Origin of the sequence: Blautia sp. An81, assembly GCF_002161285.1 — a bacterium.
GTDB lineage: Bacteria > Bacillota > Clostridia > Lachnospirales > Lachnospiraceae > Blautia > Blautia ornithocaccae.
This window is the reverse complement of sequence record NZ_NFHH01000013.1, coordinates 15,921-35,139: the sequence shown is the minus strand read 5'-3', so window position 1 is coordinate 35,139 and position 19,219 is coordinate 15,921. Positions and strand designations below refer to the sequence as shown.

16 protein-coding genes and 2 tRNA genes are annotated in these 19,219 nt (G+C 46.2%); 6 read left to right on the top strand and 12 right to left on the bottom strand.

Annotated elements, in window-relative coordinates; all coding sequences use genetic code 11:
- Position 1 precedes the first annotated feature (1 nt).
- From B5G33_RS12120 to murC, 3 genes are all read right to left on the bottom strand, one after another.
- Complete coding sequence (locus B5G33_RS12120; protein WP_087272628.1) at positions 2–991, bottom strand: ATP-binding protein; 990 nt, start codon at positions 989–991, stop codon at positions 2–4.
- 17 nt (positions 992–1,008) lie between these two features.
- A complete protein-coding gene (locus B5G33_RS12115) occupies positions 1,009–2,013 on the bottom strand; it encodes a DnaD domain protein (RefSeq protein ID WP_087417828.1) in 1,005 nt (334 codons plus the stop codon).
- A gap of 317 nt (positions 2,014–2,330) precedes the next feature.
- A complete protein-coding gene (gene murC, locus B5G33_RS12110) occupies positions 2,331–3,710 on the bottom strand; it encodes a UDP-N-acetylmuramate--L-alanine ligase (protein ID WP_087272712.1) in 1,380 nt (459 codons plus the stop codon).
- A 274-nt stretch (positions 3,711–3,984) separates the two neighbouring features.
- Between murC and B5G33_RS12105 the strand changes: the two genes are divergently transcribed.
- The 3 genes from B5G33_RS12105 to spoVG all read left to right on the top strand — a co-directional run bounded on the left by B5G33_RS12105 (position 3,985) and on the right by spoVG (position 6,778).
- Positions 3,985–5,259, top strand: a complete 1,275-nt coding sequence (locus tag B5G33_RS12105) for a glucose-1-phosphate adenylyltransferase (protein ID WP_087417827.1) — start codon at positions 3,985–3,987, stop codon at positions 5,257–5,259.
- Positions 5,256–6,371 (top strand): glucose-1-phosphate adenylyltransferase subunit GlgD, encoded by a 1,116-nt coding sequence (gene glgD / locus B5G33_RS12100; RefSeq protein ID WP_087272637.1) that lies wholly within the window; start codon positions 5,256–5,258, stop codon positions 6,369–6,371. Before B5G33_RS12105 ends, glgD begins: the two co-directional genes overlap by 4 nt.
- Before the next feature lie 122 nt (positions 6,372–6,493).
- The gene (gene spoVG / locus B5G33_RS12095) at positions 6,494–6,778 is read left to right on the top strand and encodes a septation regulator SpoVG (protein WP_087272640.1); all 285 of its coding nucleotides are present in this window, start codon (positions 6,494–6,496) and stop codon (positions 6,776–6,778) included.
- A gap of 121 nt (positions 6,779–6,899) precedes the next feature.
- Here spoVG and B5G33_RS12090 read toward each other — a convergent pair whose 3' ends face one another.
- The 3 genes from B5G33_RS12090 to B5G33_RS12080 form a co-directional block, all read right to left on the bottom strand.
- Positions 6,900–8,291, bottom strand: coding sequence for an RsmF rRNA methyltransferase first C-terminal domain-containing protein (locus tag B5G33_RS12090; RefSeq protein ID WP_087417826.1), 1,392 nt, complete (start codon positions 8,289–8,291; stop codon positions 6,900–6,902).
- Between the two features lie 26 nt (positions 8,292–8,317).
- On the bottom strand, positions 8,318–8,752 hold the full coding sequence (locus tag B5G33_RS12085; protein ID WP_191385965.1) for a hypothetical protein: 435 nt from the start codon (positions 8,750–8,752) through the stop codon (positions 8,318–8,320).
- Between the two features lie 206 nt (positions 8,753–8,958).
- Positions 8,959–9,032 (bottom strand) — tRNA-Pro (locus tag B5G33_RS12080).
- 353 nt (positions 9,033–9,385) lie between these two features.
- Between B5G33_RS12080 and abc-f the strand changes: the two genes are divergently transcribed.
- The 3 genes from abc-f to B5G33_RS12065 all read left to right on the top strand — a co-directional run bounded on the left by abc-f (position 9,386) and on the right by B5G33_RS12065 (position 12,271).
- Complete coding sequence (abc-f, locus tag B5G33_RS12075; protein ID WP_087417825.1) at positions 9,386–10,984, top strand: ribosomal protection-like ABC-F family protein; 1,599 nt, start codon at positions 9,386–9,388, stop codon at positions 10,982–10,984.
- Positions 10,985–10,995: 11 nt separating this feature from the next.
- Positions 10,996–12,021 carry a DUF6128 domain-containing protein gene (locus tag B5G33_RS12070; protein WP_087417824.1) on the top strand — a complete coding sequence of 342 codons (1,026 nt, stop codon included), beginning with the start codon at positions 10,996–10,998 and terminating at the stop codon, positions 12,019–12,021.
- A 163-nt stretch (positions 12,022–12,184) separates the two neighbouring features.
- Positions 12,185–12,271 (top strand) — tRNA-Ser (locus tag B5G33_RS12065).
- Between the two features lie 363 nt (positions 12,272–12,634).
- On the opposite strand, the gene B5G33_RS12060 is transcribed toward B5G33_RS12065, so the two are convergent.
- The 6 genes from B5G33_RS12060 to B5G33_RS12035 form a co-directional block, all read right to left on the bottom strand.
- Positions 12,635–13,966, bottom strand: a complete 1,332-nt coding sequence (locus B5G33_RS12060) for an MATE family efflux transporter (RefSeq protein WP_087417823.1) — start codon at positions 13,964–13,966, stop codon at positions 12,635–12,637.
- Positions 13,959–14,378, bottom strand: coding sequence for a GNAT family N-acetyltransferase (locus tag B5G33_RS12055; protein WP_022790338.1), 420 nt, complete (start codon positions 14,376–14,378; stop codon positions 13,959–13,961). The genes B5G33_RS12060 and B5G33_RS12055 overlap by 8 nt, the downstream gene beginning before the upstream one ends.
- A gap of 21 nt (positions 14,379–14,399) precedes the next feature.
- Positions 14,400–15,761, bottom strand: coding sequence for an MATE family efflux transporter (locus tag B5G33_RS12050; RefSeq protein WP_087417822.1), 1,362 nt, complete (start codon positions 15,759–15,761; stop codon positions 14,400–14,402).
- 60 nt (positions 15,762–15,821) lie between these two features.
- Positions 15,822–16,361: a nitroreductase family protein gene (locus B5G33_RS12045; protein ID WP_242974690.1), complete on the bottom strand. Its 540-nt coding sequence runs from the start codon at positions 16,359–16,361 to the stop codon at positions 15,822–15,824.
- A 247-nt stretch (positions 16,362–16,608) separates the two neighbouring features.
- Positions 16,609–17,880, bottom strand: a complete 1,272-nt coding sequence (locus B5G33_RS12040; RefSeq protein ID WP_087417821.1) for a recombinase family protein — start codon at positions 17,878–17,880, stop codon at positions 16,609–16,611.
- A 2-nt stretch (positions 17,881–17,882) separates the two neighbouring features.
- Positions 17,883–19,214, bottom strand: coding sequence for a recombinase family protein (locus tag B5G33_RS12035; protein ID WP_087417820.1), 1,332 nt, complete (start codon positions 19,212–19,214; stop codon positions 17,883–17,885).
- Between the last annotated feature and the right edge of the window lie 5 nt (positions 19,215–19,219).

The window sequence follows — 19,219 nt, the reverse complement described above, 5'->3', positions numbered from 1 at the left end:
TTCATTTTCCTCCTAAAAGTCTTTTTTGGATTCTGATGTCATTTCCAATAAGCTTGATCATGGTGTAGTTGCTGGAGACACGGGAAAAGATTCTTTCGGAGTAAGTATCCAGAAAATCCTCCATGGTCAGGTTTGTGGAAATGATAGTTGCCTTTTTATTCATGATACGCTCATTGATGCAGCAGAAAAGCTGGGAAGACACAAAGCTGTTGGTGAGCTCTGTACCCAGGTCATCAATGATGAGCAGATCACAGTCATAGATAAAAGAAGCCATATCTGCAGATTGGACATCCTTTTGAAATGTATTCTTCGACAGCAGGTCAAAAAGATCGAAAGCACTGAAATACAGGACAAAAAAGGAGCGGTCCAGAAGCTCTTTAGCGATACAGTGGGTAAGGTAAGTCTTTCCCACACCAGTATCTCCATATATCATAAGATTATTGAATTCTTCCCCAAAGCTGTCGATGAAGTCCCAGGACTTATCATAAGCCTGATGGGCGGCGTCCAGGGCAGTCAGGCCGTTTGAGGAATCTGTAAACTCAGAAGAGTAGTACTGAAAAGAAAAATGCTCAAAATTTTCCCTTTCCAGGATATCCCGGATATTGGACTGGGTATAGAGAAGATCTACGGCAGCTTTACGGAAGCAGGCACATTTTTCTCCCTCTATATAGCCAGTGTCCTTACAGATGGGACAGTCATAGTGAAGTTCCAGATAATCAGCAGGAAAGCCGTTCTTCAGAAGCAAGGTCTTTCGCTCATCAGCCAGAACGCCGATAGCTGCCTCCAGGTCGAAGTCTTCTTCCTGGCCTGCTCCCAGTACAAAACGGGCCTTCTTTAGCCCTAGAGAAGCAATCTCCCGGCGGATTTCACCCAGACGGGGGATCTTCTCCTCTGCCAGACGGATATGTTCGTCCTGCTCATGTTTATGTAAAAACTGTTTTTGGTTGTAGTCACGCATAATTGCTTCATATTGAAAATTTTTTAGTGGCACGGTAAGTCTCCTCTTATCTATTTTCCAAGAAGCTGCCTTTCAAGCTCTGCCATGTTGTAGTTTCTCTGATGAAAATTGTTGAATTTGTTTTTGGAACCGGCAGCAGGGGCCTTTGGCCTGGCCTTGGCTTTTTCTGCTTTTTTCTGCTGGAAATTCATATCCAGAGAGTCGATATCTGAAAGATGATGGACTCCTTTCTTGAACCAGCTTTCCAGAATACTGTCTGCGTAGGAAAAACTGGCCTTTCCTGTTGACAGAACAGTACGGCTGCAGGCCTCAGTAATGATGTCCATAGTAAACCCGTACTGGTTCAGCCAGAGGTTCATATACTGGATTTCCTTATCCAGAGGATTCCTGTTGGTAATGCCGAATGCCCGCAGGATAGTAAAATAATTCTTGTTATATAAATTAGTCTCTTCTTTGGCCTGGCTTACGGTAGTGATCTTCTGCTGAGCCCAGGACAGTCCCACTTTCTTTATATATGCCATGGAAGGGCTGCCTTTGGAGACACAATATTCGATAAGATATTCCAGAAGCTCGGCGGATAAATGTACTTCATCATAAAGGTAAAGGAGCGTCTCCGTGTCTGTGGAGGTAAGGATCCTTCCCAGATACTGTTCTGCAATAAAAAGAAGCTGCCGCACCTCTTCCTGATCCCTGAGGGCCCGGAGCCTGTTCCGGGATACGGCAGGGGAGGAAGGCGTTTTTTTCTCAGGCAGCTTTGAATCAGGGACAGAAAAACGGACACTGGTCACATTTCCGTCCTGGTCAAAGGAAACATCCAGAATATTGGATTCCTTCCAATAGCGGAGCGCTCTCAAAATATCCGTTTCCGTACAGTTAAAAGTATCTGCAATGGAGGAAAGCTCCATCTTTGCCCTTCCGCCCTGACAGCAGCGCAGAAGGTAGAGATATATTTTGACAAATTCTCCATTGGCCTTAGGCATATAGTCTTCCAGAAATCGGTTGGAAATCAATGTGAAATCCCCTGGAAAGCTGTTGTAAACTTCAAACTGTCCCATGTTTAACATCCTTTACATTTTATATCTTCCTAATGAATCAACCTCAGTATAGCATATAATTTTTGAAAAGAGAACAAAGATTTTTTTCGACGGTGGAAAGAGGCAAGTTGAAAAAAATTGCTGGGATAAATGTGGATAATGTGGATAAAAAAGTGGATAATTTTTATGGGAAACCGATAGTATGTCGAAAGTATGAGGCTTTTGGCGTATTTTCGTTAAAAATGCTGTCTGATTATGTCAACCCTATTATGCACAAAAAAATCCACATGCTCTGGGGAAAGAGCATGTGGATGGATTGGTGGATAATGTGGATAACTCTACATTCCCAGGAGGTTTTCCCCGATTTTATATACGTCTCCTGCCCCCATAGTTATCAACACGTCTCCGTGGATACAATTTTTTAATAAAAATGCTTCAATCTCGTCAAAAGTAGAAAAATAGTGAACGTCCGTGCCTTTTTCAGCGATAAGGTCTGCCAGATTCTTAGAAGAAATCCCCAGATTGTCAGTCTCTCTGGCCGGATAGATTTCTGCCAGGACTACATTATCTGCCAGGGACAGAGCCTGGGCGAACTCTGGCATGAGAGCTTTGGTCCTGGTATAAGTATGAGGCTGAAAAACACACCAGATCCGGTTATGAGGATAATTTCGGGCAGTCTTCAAAGTAGCGGCAATTTCTGTAGGATGATGAGCATAGTCATCAATGACTGTTACGCCAGCTACTTTTCCCTTATACTGGAATCTTCTGTCAGTACCTCCGAAATGGAGGAGGCCTTTCTGAATGACTTCTGTGGACAGACCGATCTTTCTGGAAAGTGCTATGGCAGAAAGAGCATTGGACACATTGTGGATGCCTGGAACAGACAGAGAAAAACGTCCGATATTTTCTCCCTGACAGATACAGTCAAAGGAGGGATGAGCTGTCTCGTCAAAGACAATATTTTCGGCTGTATACTGGGCAGGTCCCTTTAAAGCATAAGTAATGATCTCACAGGGAAGTTCCTGGGTGATTTCCTCAACATTAGGGATTTCTCCATTGATGATCAAGGTGCCGTCTTTAGGCAGTTTCTGGGCAAAAAGCCGGAAAGAATGACGGATATCCTCAATATCTTTGAAAAAGTCCAGATGATCGGCATCGATATTCAGGATAATGCTGATCTTCGGGAAAAAGCTGAGGAAACTGTTGGTATATTCACAGGCTTCGGTGATAAAGGTTCCAGAGTGCCCAACCCGTATGTTTCCGTGAATGGCAGGGAGGATTCCACCTACGGAAATAGTAGGATCTTTTTCTCCTTCCAGAAGGATATGAGAGATCATGGATGTAGTGGTAGTTTTGCCGTGGGTGCCGGATACGGCGATAGGCAGCTCATAATTATTCATCATCTGTCCCAGAAGTTCTGCTCTGGTAAGCATGGGCAGCCCCATGGCCTGGGCCTGCTTAAATTCCGGATTGTCTGGATGAATGGCAGCCGTATACACCACCAGTTCAATGTCTTCGGTGATATTTGAAGCTCTCTGACCGATAAAAATCCTGGCGCCTCTTGCTTCCAGCAGCTTTGTCAGCTCAGACTCTTTGGCATCAGAGCCGGAGATGACAAAATCCTCTTCCAGAAGAATCTCTGCCAGACCGCTCATGCTGATGCCGCCGATGCCGATAAAGTGAATATGCATTGGTTTATGAAAATCAATCTGATACATGATAAAAGAATCCCTTCCTTTTTTACTTGAAAATTTTAAGAACTGCCTCCAGTATTTCCGGAGAACATTTACCAGATGGAAGAATCCTTCCATCTGATAAAAATTATACCTAAAATCTCAGAAAATGGAACCCCCTATCTTTAGGGAGTGGTTAAAAACAGGTAAAATGTCACAAAAAAAAAGAATATGTCGAAAAAAAATTGTTAAAAATATTCACTTTTCCGAAGCGTTGTGGTATAATGTAAAAACCATAGAATATACAAGAGGTGATTGCATGATTAAGAAAGAGATGATTGCAATGTTATTGGCCGGAGGACAGGGCAGCCGACTGGGTGTTCTGACTGCGAAAGTGGCTAAACCGGCTGTGACATTCGGCGGAAAATACAGGATCATAGACTTTCCGCTCAGTAACTGTATTAATTCGGGAGTTGACACCGTAGGGGTGCTGACACAGTACCAGCCCCTGCGTTTAAATACGCATATTGGTATCGGTATTCCCTGGGATCTGGACAGGAATGTAGGCGGCGTATCCATTCTTCCGCCCTACGAAAAGAAAACCAATACGGAATGGTATACCGGCACAGCAAACGCCATTTATCAGAACCTGGCGTATATGGAAAATTTTAACCCGGATTATGTACTGATTTTGGGTGGAGATCATATCTACAAGATGGACTACGAGGTAATGCTGGACTTCCACAAAGCAAATAAAGCAGATGTCACCCTGGCATGTATGCCTGTTCCATGGGAAGAAGCCTCCCGTTTCGGACTAGCTATTACAGACGAAACAGGAAGAATTACAGACTTTGAAGAAAAACCGGAAAAGCCTAAGAGCAATCTGGCTTCTATGGGAATTTATATTTTCAGCTGGCCAGTATTGAAAGAGGCGCTGATTGCCCTGAAAGATCAGTCTGGCTGCGACTTTGGAAAACATATCCTGCCTTACTGCAGAGAGAAAGGCCAGAGACTTTTTGCCTATGAGTATAACGGATATTGGAAGGATGTAGGAACTCTGGGTTCTTACTGGGAAGCCAATATGGAGCTTATTGACATTATCCCTGAGTTTAATTTATATGAGGAGTTCTGGAAGATTTATACCAAAGGAGATATTATTCCTCCTCAGTATATTGCCGCAGACGCAGTGGTGGACAGAAGTATTATCAGCGAAGGAACAGAAGTGTACGGCGAGGTACATAACTCTGTTATCGGCGCCGGAGTTATTATTAAAAAAGGCGCTGTAATCCGTGATTCCATTATCATGAAACAGTCTGTTATCGGAGAAAACGACGTGATAGATAAAGCGATCATTGCCGAAAATGTTACAGTAGGCGACAATGTGGTAATGGGTGTGGGAGAAGAAGTTCCCAATAAGCTGAAGCCTAATGTATATTCTTTTGGACTGGTAACAGTAGGGGAGAACACCGTAATTCCGTCTAATGTAAAAATCGGAAAGAATACAGCTGTTGTAGGCGAAACTACAGCGGAGGACTACCCGGGCGGCGTGCTGGAAAGCGGAGAAACATTGAATAAGGAAGGTGAGACAGAATGAGAGCGATAGGTATTATTCTTGCCGGCGGCAATAATCACAGAATGAGAGAATTATCACAGAAGAGAGCCATTGCTGCAATGCCTATAGCAGGCAGCTACCGCAGCATTGATTTCGCCCTCAGCAATATGTCAAACTCCCATATTCAGAAGGTGGCCGTACTGACTCAGTACAATGCCAGATCTCTGAACGAACATTTAAGTTCCTCCAAATGGTGGGACTTCGGAAGAAAGCAGGGAGGCCTGTATATTTTCACACCTACCATTACCCCTGACAACAGTTTCTGGTATCAGGGAACAGCGGATGCTATTTACCAGAACTTAAGTTTCCTGAAAAGCAGCCATGAACCATATGTGATCATTGCTTCAGGAGACTGTGTATATAAACTGGATTATAATAAGGTGCTGGAATATCACATTGCAAAGAGAGCAGATATCACAGTAGTATGCACAGATGTAAGCGGAGAAGATGCTACCAGATTTGGCTGTGTGAAGATGAATGAGGACAGCCGGATCGTAGAGTTTGACGAGAAACCTATGGTAACTCAGTCCACAACGATTTCCACAGGTATCTATGTGATCAGAAGAAGACAGCTTATTGAACTCATCGAAAAATGCGGACAGGAAGACCGCCATGATTTTGTAAAAGATATCCTCATCCGATACAAAAATCTGAAGAGGATTTACGGATATAAAATTGATACTTACTGGAGTAATATTTCCACAGTAGAATCCTATTATAAGACCAATATGGATTTCCTGAAACCAGAGATCAGAGATTATTTCTTCCGTCAGTATCCCGGTGTTCAGTCCAAGATTGACGACCTGCCCCCGGCAAAGTACAATCCAGGTTCTGATGTGAAAAACAGCCTGATTTCCAGTGGCTGTATTATAAACGGCCAGGTGGAGAATTCTATTCTCTTTAAGAAAGTTTTTGTGGGCAATAACTGTGTGATCAAAAATTCCATCATATTAAATGATGTATATCTGGGCGATAACACACATATTGAGAACTGCGTTGTAGAGAGCCGGGATACTATCCGGGCGAACTCTTACTATTGCGGAGAGGACGGTATCAAAGTGGTTATCGAAAAGAACGAAAGATATGTTCTTTAATATCTTACTTAGGAACAGAGCGGAGAAATCCGTTTTGCGGGCAGACTGGTCTGCCGGAATATATTTCCAAAATAAGACATAAAGCACGACTGAACAAGGCGGCGATGAAAGGGGAAGGTTGTATGAACATCACAGATGTAAGAGTAAGAAGAGTGGCCAAAGAAGGCAAAATGAAAGCGGTAGTTTCCATTACTATTGACGAGGAATTTGTAGTTCATGACATTAAAGTCATTGAAGGTGAAAAGGGATTGTTTATTGCAATGCCCAGCCGTAAGGCCACTGATGGGGAATACAGAGATATTGCCCATCCGATTAATTCTGCAACCCGTGAGAGAATACAGAATATTATTCTGGAGAAATATGAGCAGGTACTTGCGGAGGAACCACTTGAGGAATCTGTGGAATAAGAAAAAGATTGTGAAAAAGTAAAGAGGCGCTGCCGTATTTTACAGAGTCAGGAATATAGATTTGTTATATTGCCTGCACAAGTAAAATATGACAGCGTCTTTTCCTGCTGTAATGAAAGTTTTACTGCTGGCGCCAGCCGGCGGGATATTTATTTTTCAGTTGGTTTCCAGAGACTTTTCCCCAGCCCAGAGGATAGCCGCTGATACATACCAGATACCAGCCAGGTCCTGGGGCAGACTCCTTCTCATCAAGAAGAAGGGTTTCCCCTTTAAGATAACGCTGTGCCCGATGGTCATCTGGGTCCAGGTTCAGAACGCGGGAATAATCTTCGGCAGAAAGCGCCATAGCCAAAGGCTGACCAGGCTCAAAACGGTTTTTCTTCAGTTGACCCAGATACAGGCCCCAGCGGAGAAATTTCACACCTTTTACAGACTCCGGTCCTGTTTCCGGCAGATAGTATACATGATCCCCCCGTACTTCCACTCTGGACATATCCAGAACAGTGGAAAAATCTTTAAAGAAATCTTCCAGCAGCAGCCGGGAAGACTTTTCTATTTTCCCCTTTTCAAAGCCTCTTTCTGATACTTGGGGGGAGGGCAGCCCATCTTTCTGGAAAAGCGCCAGGAAATGCCCCTCTCCGGCCATATGGTGAGGAAAGATCCTTACACACTTTTCTAAGCGAGGGTCATGATTGCCCCATTGGGGACGGCCTTTGGAAAAGCCTTCATATCCTGGAATATCCAGGAGCTTCATCTGGGGGAAATTTTCCAGAATGTAGGAAATCACCCCTTCATTTTCCTGGGGAGAAAAAGTGCAGGTCGAATACAGCATCATTCCCCCTGGCCTGAGCATGGAAATCCCTCGGGATACAATCTCTTTCTGGAGACTGCTGAAATATTCCGGCCTGGAAGGATCCCAGGTTTTGGCAACGTCCGGTTCCTTACGGAACATGCCCTCTCCTGAACAGGGGGCGTCTATGAGTATTTTGTGGAAATACTCAGGAAAAACTTCAGCCAGACGTTTGGGCGTTTCTGTAGTTACCAGGGAGTTATCAATTCCCCAAAGCTCCAGATTTCGCATAAGTGCTTTGGCCCTGGAGGCGCTGATATCATTGGCGACCAGGAGCCCCTGTCCCTGAAGCCGGCTGCCAAGTTCGGTAGCTTTCCCTCCGGGAGCCGCACAAAGATCCAGTACCAGCTCCCCCGGATGAATAGGAAGGCGGCTGGCAGGGGTCATAGCACTGGGCTCCTGAAGATAATAGAGTCCGGCCTGATAATAAGGATGCCGGGATGGTCTGTCCTCACTGCTGTAGAAAAATCCATTTTCCACCCAGGGAATAGAGGTAAGCTGAAAAGGAGAGATTTCCATAAACTTCTCAGGACTGATTTTTTTCGTGTTTATCCGGAGTCCATACTGCCGGGGAGCCTGATAGCTTTCCAGAAAATCCCGGAATTCATCTTTCAGCATTTCTTCCATCCGGGACAGAAATGCCTGTGGAAGCTGTGTACACATAAATAGTTTCCTTTCTGATGTTTGCGTTACGACATAGATTTTCCCTTATCCGGAAGAGGATAGAGGGTTATGCTGGCTTTTTTACGGGGACTTTTCAGCCCGTCGGAAAAAACTTTCCGTAAGAGGAAGGACACAGTGGTATTGGGAGCCTGCTTCCAGAAGTCATCCAGCCAGTGTCCTGTCTCTATGAGCATATCCGGCAGTTCTTCGCTGCCGTCTTTACATTTGTCATAGAGATTGTCCATTTCGTCCATAAATTTGTATCCGTGAAGATCCCAGATAAATTTATGGAGATGCTCCAGTTCCAGGTAATCAGTAAGCAGAGAAAGCCTCCGGAAATCATCGAAGGTCATAGGCTGCTGATCCAGAATTTTCTGTCTGTCCTGATCACTGCAGATACTGTAAAACATAATTTCATCCAACATTAACTGTCTTTCAAAAGAGCTTAATTTTTTTTCCATAAGAATTCTCCTGTCCAAGTATTATGGATTTATTATATAGCTAACCCAGCCGTAAATCCATATTAAACTACTGATAGAAAATTATATTACTAATTAATATACGGTATAAACAGCCCATTTATGACGCGTAAATTAAAAAAATTTTATTTTTAGACAAAAAAATACCGGATAGTCTCATGACGAGACTACCCGGTAGGATTCTAAAATCGAAGCGACGTGATTCGAACACGCGACCTCTGCGTCCCGAACGCAGCGCTCTACCAAACTGAGCCACGCTTCGCTGAGATGTTCAACAGATGTTATTATATAGAATAGAGCTGCAGATGTCAAGCGAAAAATCGGAAATATATAAGGGCTGAGGATATAAAATTTACAGGAAAAGATTTGACAGCCACAGGAATTCTAACTATAATGAGGCTATGATTAATGAGAGAGGTGGAAAGATGAGCAGATAGTTCGTTTTTGGAAAACGTGAAACTTGCAGTACAGTTCCTTCCGGAGGTCCGGAAGGCGGGTTTTATGTTGCCAAAAGCAGGCTATGTTCTCATCGCCTCTCTTTTTTGCTGCCCTTAATCGGACAAGGTAGGCTTCAAAGAGACAGTCCTTTGGCAACGGATAAGAGGAGGGATAGATATGTCTCAGATAAATGTAAGGGGTCTGACCTTCGGTTATGAGGGAAGCTTTGACAATATTTTTGAGAATGTTTCTTTTTCCATTGACACGGATTGGAAACTGGGTTTTGCAGGAAGAAATGGAAAAGGAAAGACAACTTTTCTGAAACTGCTGTTAGGAGAATACGCCTATAAGGGAAGTATTACTGGGAGTACGCCTTTTGATTACTTTCCCTATGTGCTGAAGGCAGAGAACAGGGAAAAGACAGCGGCAGAGTTTCTGGAAGAATTAAAGCCGGGATGTGAGCAGTGGCGGGTGTTCTGCGAGATGGATAAGCTGGGACTGGGGGGAGACCTGTTGTATCGGAAGTTTGATACCCTCAGTTTTGGAGAACAGACAAAACTTCTTTTGGCAGTGCTTTTTTCAGGAGAAAATGATTTTCTGCTTTTGGATGAGCCCACCAATCATCTGGACCAGGAATCCAGAGAGACTGTTAAAGGTTACCTGAAGGGAAAGAAAGGATTTATCCTGGTATCTCATGACCGGGACCTGCTGGATGCCTGTATCGATCATATACTGGTGCTGAACCGAAAGACCATAGAGATCCAAAACGGCAATTTCAGCTCCTGGGAGGAGAATAAGCGGCGCAAAGACGAGTTTGCCAGGAGAGAGAATGAAAAGCACAGAAAGGCCATCGGAAAGCTTAGAGAGGCTGCAGGCCAGACAAAACAGTGGGCGGAAAAGAGTGAAAGCTCTAAAATCGGCTTTGATCCTACAAAGGAACATGACCGTCCTACCAGAGCCTATATTGGCGCAAAGACCAAAAAGATGCAGAGCAGGGTCAGACAGATGGAAAAGCGTATAGATAGGGAAATCCGGGAGCAGGAGGGACTTCTTCAGGATATTGAGGAAATTACGGCTCTTAAAATGATGCCTCTGAAATATCATAAGGACAGACTGGTATGGGCGGATGGATATGGCTTAAAGTATACCGACGGCAGTAAAGAGCTTTTCAAAGAGCTGAATTTTGAAATTACCCAGGGAGAGAGGATATTTATTACAGGAAGAAACGGACAGGGAAAATCTACTCTGCTGAAAAAGCTCATGGAAAAAGCTACAGAAAGTCCCCAGTTCAGACAGGGAGAAGGCCCTGCAGAAACAGGGGAACTGAAGACTGCATCAGGGCTTATCGTGTCTTATATCAGTCAGGACACTTCTTTTCTCAAAGGCAGTATCCGAGAGTTCTGCAGGGAAAGAAAACTGGATGAAAGCTTGTTCTGCGCCATTCTCAGACAGATGGATATGGACAGGAATCAGTTTAGAAAGAATATGGAGGAATTTTCAGAAGGGCAGAAGAAAAAGGTCCTTCTGGCATCCAGCCTTCTTACGCCTGCACATTTGTATGTATGGGATGAGCCGCTGAACTATATTGACGTATTCACTAGGATTCAGATTGAAAACCTGCTTTTAGAATACAGGCCTACCCTGCTGGCAGTGGAACACGATGTGAGATTCCGGCAACGGACGGCAACCAGAGTTCTTAGTCTGGATGAAGGAGAAATGCAGAGGAAAGGTTCTAAAGACGGAGAGGACTCATATACTTTAGGGATAAGAGTCTAAAGGAAGGGCTTATGCCGGGATATAGGAGATTTATCGCATATGTATATGAGTATCTTCAGGGAAAGAAGGGAGACGGAAAAGGATTTATCAAAGTAGAAGCCAGGAATGGAATCTGCAGAATGAACTTTAAACTAGAAGGAATTCCGGGAAGGGATTCTGTAAAGGCAAAAGCCTATGGTTATGTAAGAGAAGGAAAAATCTGCAGAGGAGTCCTTCTGGGTCAGGGAGAACTGGCAGGAAATCAGGCACAGTTTGAGCTGGAGATGAGAGAGGACCATATGGGAGACAGCAGCTACAGTCTGAGTGATTTAGGGGGACTGCTGATCCTGGGAGAAAATGGAGAAACCTATGCAAGCGGCTGGGACGAACAGCCGGTAAGGCCTGAGATGATAGAACTGCCTTTTAAGAAAGAGCAGGAAATCTCAGCCCCTGAAGAAGAGGCGGAAGCTGAAGAAGAGCTGCCGACAGAAGAATCTGCACCTCAGGAGACTGCAGAAGAGCGGGAACAGGAAGAACAGAAAATTTCTGAGGAGGAAGAGCCGTATACGGAAAATATGTATGAGGAAGAAGCTGAAGAAACCGACAGTATTCCCATGGCAGAGGAACAGAAGCCGGAAACTCCTGTGGCGCCGGAGACGGAAGAAGCAGAGGAGAATATCAGGATTGCTGACAGCCCGGAAATGGAGAGCCAGTCAGCGGCAGCAGCCAGGAACAGGTGGACTCCTTTTGGAGACGATGAAATTAACGAATGCAGGAAGATCACTCCGGCAGATTTCCGGATTCTGGGGAGACGGGACAGGGGACTGATGAACAATAATTTCCTCAGATATGGAATGAAAAATTACGGCCACCTGCTTCTGGGGAAAAGAGAAGAGGATGGAAGATACATATTGGGAGTGCCGGGGATTTATGAACGGCAGGAAGGGCTTATGGCCAATATGTTTGGATTTCCCTACTTTAAGGACTGCGGGAAGGCTTCGGGAAGAGGAAAACGGTTTGGGTATTGGTACAGAGTCATTGATACTCCCCAGCTCTGAATTTCAGGAAAATAGTGACAGATGAACTGTGCTAAAAAGGCTCAGACGCGAACAGATACTGCCTAGTGTACTGGTTCGGCGCCTGGGCTTTTTGCCTTAAAAATTTCTTGACCTGGACCCATGGGGGAGATATAATAAGTTTCGTCTGAAACATAAATTTTCTGGAGATGTACTCAAGTGGTCGTAAGAGGTCGCACTCGAAATGCGATAGGTCCCCAGGGGCGCGTGGGTTCGACTCCCACCATCTCCGTCAGATTATGACGTCGTCTATGGATATCGCGTAGCGGCGAGGAATTATAGGACACCCTGTAAATAACGGGGTGTCCCATTTTTGCACTCTTTTAGATTATTTCAGGCTTTGCTTGGAGATCAGATTGCACCAATGGGGAAAATGAGAGGAAAAAGGCCAATTCTAATAATTGGTCTACAACACCACTTTTGACACAGAAGGTTCTCCCCGCACCGCTTTTTCTTAGAAGTGACACGGGTGTTTTTTGCACAATAGAAAAAGCACTGCGGAGCAACTTGAGGCGCTTATTGATACGCCATAAAGAAATCTCCCATTTTTCCCTCTGATGCAACTGGTAAATCTTACCTCGGACAGCATAGTTGATTACGGCCTTGCTATTGCCTTGCGGTAAACACAAATGGAAATGATCGCAGTAATCACCTCCGTGATCCAAAACGCATTCCAGACGCCAACCGCTCTGAAAAGTCTGCTGAGTAAAAACGCAGTCGGGATAATAACTACTACATACCGGCAAAGGGAAATCAGTAAAGAAGGGGTGCCTTTTCCAAGTCCCTCCAATGCGCCGGAAGAGGTAACAGAAACCGCCGAGACGATAAAACCGGCACCGATGATACGCAGGGCCGTTTCCCCGGCCCGAATCGTCGCCTCTGTGTGGGTAAACAGCCCCATCAACTGGCCTGGGATCAGTAGGCATATTACTGTTCCAAACACCATAATAATACCACTCATGCACAAAACGATCTGATAAATCTGGCTGACCCGTTTGTGCTCCCCCGCACCGTAGTTATAGCCGATCAGGGGGCGCATCCCCTGCACAATGCCATTCGCCGGAAGATAGATGAATGTCTGCAATTTGTAATAGATCCCCAAAACCAGAATATACACTTCGGAATAGGCAGCTAAAATCCCATTGAGCGCCGAAATCAAAAGAGACGGAAGTGCAAGATTCAGGGTTGCGGGAATGCCGATAGAATACAGCTTGATGACCATCTTTTTGCTGGGCAAAATGTACTGCCTGCGGATATGCACGCGAATTGGCCGCAAAAGATAGACTACAAGGTAAATCGCCAGTGTCAGAGCCTGTCCGATGCCGGTTGCCAGCGCAGCGCCTTCAATTCCCATTTCCGGGAATGGGCCATAGCCAAAAATCAGAACGGGGTCTAAGACGATGTTTGTGATGCACCCGCACATCAGGCTGATCATGGTTGTCTTCATGTTTCCTACTGCCTGGAACAGTTTCTCAAACGCCATGCTGACGGTAACAATGAGCGTAAAGGCGAACGCAACGATAGAATAGCGGACGCCAAGTTCAATGACCGCTTCGGATGAAGTGAACATCCGCAGGAAAACCGGCATGATGGCGATACAGCAGACTGTCATAACAACGCCATGAATCACGGCAAGCACAAGTCCCTGGGTGGCGGCCTGATCCGCTTTTTTGTGATCCTTAGCCCCCAGATGGAAGGCGATCACTGCATTGATCCCAACGCCAAACCCAATGCCCACAGCATTGATAAAATTTTGAACCGGGTAAACCAGGGATAACGCTGTCATCGCTTCCTCGCTGATCTGCGCGACAAAAAAGCTGTCCACAATGTTGTAGAGGGAATTGACCAGCATGGATAACACCATGGGTAGGGACATGGATAAAATCAGCGGCAATATTGGCTTCTCTTTCATGAAAGTATCATTCATTCGTGGCTACCTCCGGTATTCCTTTTCTTGTCATAAAACAGATTGAATCTTTTCGGAAACCGAAGGGCTCATAAAACCGTTCAGCCTCTTCTGTGATCAGCATGCCCAGCAAGGAACGGTAGGTATCTTCTGTTGTAATCGTTTTTAAGAGAGAAGTACCTACACCTCTGTGACGGAAATCCACATCCACAACAACATCGCAAATATAGTACTGGGTGGCATAGTCTGTTATAACTCTCGCAAATCCGATTTGTCTTCCGTCAGCGGTATAAGCTCCATAGCAGACAGAATGTTTCCATGACTCAATAATTGCTTCTTTCCTCCTGCTGCACGCCCATACAGTCTGTGATAGAAGGCGAAGTACTGTTTCTGTTTGTAGGGAATCAAGCCCCTTTTTAATCTGTATCTCCATATTGTCTCTCCTTCCTGATTTCTACTGTGTCTTTGCATCGCCACAAAGTGCTTCTTTTCTCTTGCCTGCCTGAAAAAGCAGGAACGCCAGAACAAATGTTGTCGCTTCGGCGACAGGAAAGGACAGCCAGATCCCGGTAATCTTCAGGAGCTTTTCCAAGCACCACATGAATGGAATGAGCAGGAGAAGTTGCCGCAACAGTTGAATCAACATACTGGGCATTAATTGTTCTGTAGCCTGAAAATAGGTGGAAATCATCGTAGAGAGGCCGCAAAACAGGTAGCTGGCCGCCATAATCCGCATAGCGGATATTCCAAAGGAGCGCATGGCTTCCGACGCCGTAAATAATCCCAAAATCTGCGCTGGAAAGAGGAGGATGGCCAACGTCCCCAGTATCATCATGCCAGTGACCAAAGCAGTTCCGTATCGGAAAGCGGCATGCAGCCTTTCACTGTTGCCCGCGCCATAGTTAAACCGCATGACAGGCAAACAGCCCTGGATCAAGCCGTTTACCGTCATAACGATCAACTGCTGCACCTTAAAATACGCGCCGAAGAAAGCGATTGCCGTATCGGAATACGCCACCAGAAACAGATTGACGAACGTCACCATAAACGAACTGAGGGCATTCATAATGAAAGACGGCAGTCCAAGGGCGAAAATGCGGCCGATCAGCCGCTTTTGCAAACGAAATCCTTTGATCTTTATCCGCACTTTCTGTTTTTTGCCCAGCAGCAAGACAAATGCCAAAATCATGGACAGCAAATAGCCTGCAACAGTAGCCACCGCAGAGCCACGGATTCCCATAGTGGGGAAAATGCCAACACCAAAAATCAGAATGGGATTGAGCGCAAAATTGACCACCACGCCCGCAATCTGGAACCACATGGGAGCGACCATATTTCCGGTGGCCTGTATCATCTTCTGGATGGCGATATGCACCATATTGGGAATTTGCATGAACGAACATACGCTCATATAGGCAATGCTCAACTGATAAATTTCTTCATTATTGGTGAATGCCCGAAAGTAGGGTTTCATAATCAGCAATGACAGAAGATTGAGCAAAGCCCCAATTCCAAAGGCCAGTAACAATCCGTGTGTAACGGTGGTATTTGCTTCATCCTGCTTTTTCTGTCCAAGATACCCCGCAATCAGTACATTCACGCCGACACCAATCCAGATAGACGCCGCATTCATCAGTGTTGTAATCGGGAATGACAGAGAAACAGCCGTCAGCGCATTCTCACTCAGCCGCGCTACAAACGCGCTGTCTATCAGATTATAGGAATATTGCAGAAACATGGAGATCAGCGGTGGCAGCGACATTTGCCAGATGAGCTTTCCGACAGGAGCAACCGCCATTTTGTTATTCGTCTGCATACTCTACCTCCTCGTCCACAAATTGTCCGGCGCAGGAAAACTGCGCCGGACAGCAGGACATTAAATCCGAACAATATAGTTTTGTTTGCGTGCTGCGGGTTGACCGGCTTCCTGGGCTGGATAACCCAATGCAATCGCACCGACGCCGCGCAAGGTTTCCGGCAGCTTCCACTCCCGCAGGAGAGCCTTGCCTTTTTCACTGTCAAAAATCTCACGTTCCCGATGCACCCATACGGTTCCCAGACCAAGGGCATGGGCAGCGAGCATCATATTTTCAAGAACGCAGCTTCCGTCTTCCACAAAGGTGCTTGCGGAGCCATCTGCCAGAACCAAAATCACGACAGGCGCGCCATAATAGGGGTCTGCATTGCTTCCCATCACTTCTGCATTTAGTTTTGCAATCTCCTGTCTATATTTGGGGTCTGTAATTGCTATGATAGTGGGAGATTGATGTCCTCCGCCAGTAGGTGCGTAAGTCCCCGCTTCCAGTACAGCGTCCAGCGCCTCGGAAGGGACAGGCTCCGATTTATAAGCCCTTACACTGCGGCGCGTCTTGATCAGAGACAAAAAATTATTTCCCATACTGATATAGTCCTCCATTCTGCCAACACTTCCGAGATACGGGCAACAAAAAAGCCACACGGCTATCACAAGATAGCTGTGTGGCAAAAAGATGACCGAATCCGGAAAAGTCCACTCAAATTTTACGATTATCATTATAGTGAAATCTCAGGAGCCTGTCAAGCATTAATTATTGTGATTACAGAATGGTAGCGGTGGCTATCTATTGTTTTTGATGTTATTTTACGGCGTATAAGCATTGTAAGCCGTGATGTAATTAATGCCTCTAGAGCGTAACCTTCACAACCCTGCCCTCCGTTAAGGTGAAGATCAGGTGGCCGCCCCGGCAGACCTTGACGGACTCCACCAGCTTATTCCACCTCTCATCGGTATAGACGGGATTGGGATCGCCACATTTTTGCAGCATTTTCTCAAAGGCCGCTTTGACTTCCTCATCCCGGAGTCTGGGAGAATCGCAGGTCTTGTCGCCGTCGTACTTGTGGTTACAGTACCAAACATTGTAATGCTCGCCTGTACTGCGTAGCCGCCAGACTTTGTGGCCATAAAAACTACCGCAATCACCGCAGATAAGTTTTCCGGCGAATGGGAGCTTCGTGCGTACTTTCGCCCGGCGCTTGGCGGATGTCGCCAGCATCGACTGCACCCGGTCAAACACTTCCGGCTCTATGATTGGTTCATGGGAGTTGCGCACACGGACGGATGGCACCTCGCCGTTGTTTCTCCGGACTTCTTTAGTCAGATAGTCTACGGTAAAGGTTTTCTGGAGAAGTGCCTCACCTTTGTATTTCTCGTTACTGAGAATGCTGCGGACAGTGCTGACGCTCCATTTGGCTCTGCCTGCTGGCGTCAGGACGCCCATATTCGTCAGGATGGCGGCAATCTCATTGATGGTCTTGCCGGATAGAAATAAGTCATAGATTTTGCGGATAATAGCAGCTTCTTCTTCCACAATCTCCGGTCTGCCATCCGCGCCCTTTTTATAACCGAGGAAACGCGAGTAGGCCAGGGACACTTTCCCGTCCCGCATACTTTTCTGTTTGCCCCAGCGGACGTTCTCACTGATGGAGCGGCTTTCTTCCTGTGCCAGAGAACTCATGATCGTGAGCATCATCTCACACTTCGGGTCAAAAGTATGTAAGTTCTCTTTCTCGAACCGCACCTCGACACCAACCGCCTTAAGTTCCCGTACGGTTTGAAGTGTATCTACTGTATTCCGGGCGAAACGGGAGATGGACTTGGTCAGGATAATGTCGATGCCGCCATTCAAAGCCAGATCGATCATCCGGTTGAAGTTTTCCCGGTTCTTGGTATTGGTGCCGGTAATACCGCGCTCCGCAAACACTTCTACAAACTCCCAGTCAGGATTGCTTTTGATATGGCGGGTGTAGAAATCCACCTGCGCCTCATAACTGGATTGCTGCTCGTCCTGTTCCGTAGAAACCCGGGCATAGGCGGCGACCCGCTTCTTGCGAGTCGCAACGGATAGCGGCTGTTGCTGCAGTGTTTTAGTTGCCGCTATAATCTCTATTTCTGGCATATTTATAGTTTTTCCTCCTTCCTGTATCGCATTAATGCTTTTTGCCGTGCTGCCTCGCGCATCTCATCCGTCCAGCTCAGCCTGCGGGACTGATGTTTCCAGAATACATCTACCGAGGAGCCGTTTTTTAGCTCGAAGATCAGGTGATTGTGTTCTGGAACCATGATGTGGGAAATATGCTCCTGCACGATGGTTTGGTTTATCTCTGGTAGTCCTAAGACTTCTTTGACTTTCTCGATCAGTATGGTTTCTGGTATTTGTTGCGAGTGGCAGACGGATTTTCCGTATTTGGTATATTGGCCGCAGATCCAGATTGGCCGGTCACTATTCTTGATGTTGGTGTATTTTCTGACGTAAGCAGCGCCGCAGCAGCCGCACACAATCAGGCCAGAGAATAGCTTTTGACTATTGTCGTGGTTGGGATTTCTGTGCGCCATAATCTCTCTTTGACGGGCGCTACGGCGGGCAATTTCTTGCTGGACAGCCTCGAACGTCTGCCTGTCGATAATTGCTTCATGGCTGTTTTTGACATAGACTTTGCGGAGCTCTCCCGTGTTTATCCGTTTCTTTTTGGTGCGGAAATCCTCACTGAAGGTCTTTTGCAGCAACAGGTCACCGGCATATTTTTCGTTAAGCAAAATATTTCTGACAGATGCGACAGACCAGGTGCCACCAAAGTAGGCTGGGATGTGCTGCTCAATTAGTGTTCTGGCGATTTTGCTGTAACCCATGCCGGAAAGGTAGAGCCGAAAAATCTCTTTGACAATCTCCGCTTCTTCCGGCACGACCTCAAACCTCTCACCCATCAAACGATAGCCAAAAGTGTGGCCTCCGGCAGGTTTACCCTGATCGTATAGTTTCTGGATCCGCCACTTCTGGTTCTCACTGGCTGACCGGGCTTCCTCCTCGGCGTACATTGCAAGAAGTGTTAAAAGCAGTTCTCCATCTGGACTGATGCTATGCATGTCCTCTTTCTCGAAGTAGCATTCAACCCCTATCTTCTTGAGCTCCCGGATTGTCTCCAGCAGGATGATGGTATTCCGGGCAAAGCGGGTCACCGATTTGGTGATGATAAGATCAATCTTACCCTCCCGGCAGTCCTGTAGCATGCGTTGGAACTCCGGGCGGTGGATGGTCGTGCCGGAAATCCCGTTATCTGAGTAGATGGCAACCAGCTCCCAGTCCGGGCGTGCCGCAATATAATTCTGGTAGTATTCCGTCTGGGCTTCCAGTGAGTGGAAAGCGGCATCCTTATCGGAAGAAACCCGGGCATAGGCTGCCACGCGGGTGACCTTAGGCTTCTTCGGACTAGCCGGTATTTCTTCAATACGCATAATCT

Excerpts from the sequence above, each read along its gene's own strand:
- spoVG (WP_087272640.1), top strand. The coding sequence starts at position 6,494 with ATGAACATCACAGATGTAAGAGTAAGAAGAGTGGCCAAAGAAGGCAAA.
- B5G33_RS12055 (WP_022790338.1), bottom strand. The coding sequence starts at position 14,378 with ATGGAGATACAGATTAAAAAGGGGCTTGATTCCCTACAAACAGAAACA.
- glgD (WP_087272637.1), top strand. The coding sequence starts at position 5,256 with ATGAGAGCGATAGGTATTATTCTTGCCGGCGGCAATAATCACAGAATG.
- murC (WP_087272712.1), bottom strand. The coding sequence starts at position 3,710 with ATGTATCAGATTGATTTTCATAAACCAATGCATATTCACTTTATCGGC.
- B5G33_RS12050 (WP_087417822.1), bottom strand. The coding sequence starts at position 15,761 with ATGCAGACGAATAACAAAATGGCGGTTGCTCCTGTCGGAAAGCTCATC.
- B5G33_RS12085 (WP_191385965.1), bottom strand. The coding sequence starts at position 8,752 with ATGGAAAAAAAATTAAGCTCTTTTGAAAGACAGTTAATGTTGGATGAA.
- B5G33_RS12090 (WP_087417826.1), bottom strand. The coding sequence starts at position 8,291 with ATGTGTACACAGCTTCCACAGGCATTTCTGTCCCGGATGGAAGAAATG.
- B5G33_RS12035 (WP_087417820.1), bottom strand. The coding sequence starts at position 19,214 with ATGCGTATTGAAGAAATACCGGCTAGTCCGAAGAAGCCTAAGGTCACC.
- B5G33_RS12070 (WP_087417824.1), top strand. The coding sequence starts at position 10,996 with ATGCCGGGATATAGGAGATTTATCGCATATGTATATGAGTATCTTCAG.
- B5G33_RS12115 (WP_087417828.1), bottom strand. The coding sequence starts at position 2,013 with ATGGGACAGTTTGAAGTTTACAACAGCTTTCCAGGGGATTTCACATTG.
- B5G33_RS12060 (WP_087417823.1), bottom strand. The coding sequence starts at position 13,966 with ATGAATGATACTTTCATGAAAGAGAAGCCAATATTGCCGCTGATTTTA.
- B5G33_RS12105 (WP_087417827.1), top strand. The coding sequence starts at position 3,985 with ATGATTAAGAAAGAGATGATTGCAATGTTATTGGCCGGAGGACAGGGC.
- B5G33_RS12045 (WP_242974690.1), bottom strand. The coding sequence starts at position 16,361 with ATGGAGGACTATATCAGTATGGGAAATAATTTTTTGTCTCTGATCAAG.
- B5G33_RS12040 (WP_087417821.1), bottom strand. The coding sequence starts at position 17,880 with ATGCCAGAAATAGAGATTATAGCGGCAACTAAAACACTGCAGCAACAG.
- abc-f (WP_087417825.1), top strand. The coding sequence starts at position 9,386 with ATGTCTCAGATAAATGTAAGGGGTCTGACCTTCGGTTATGAGGGAAGC.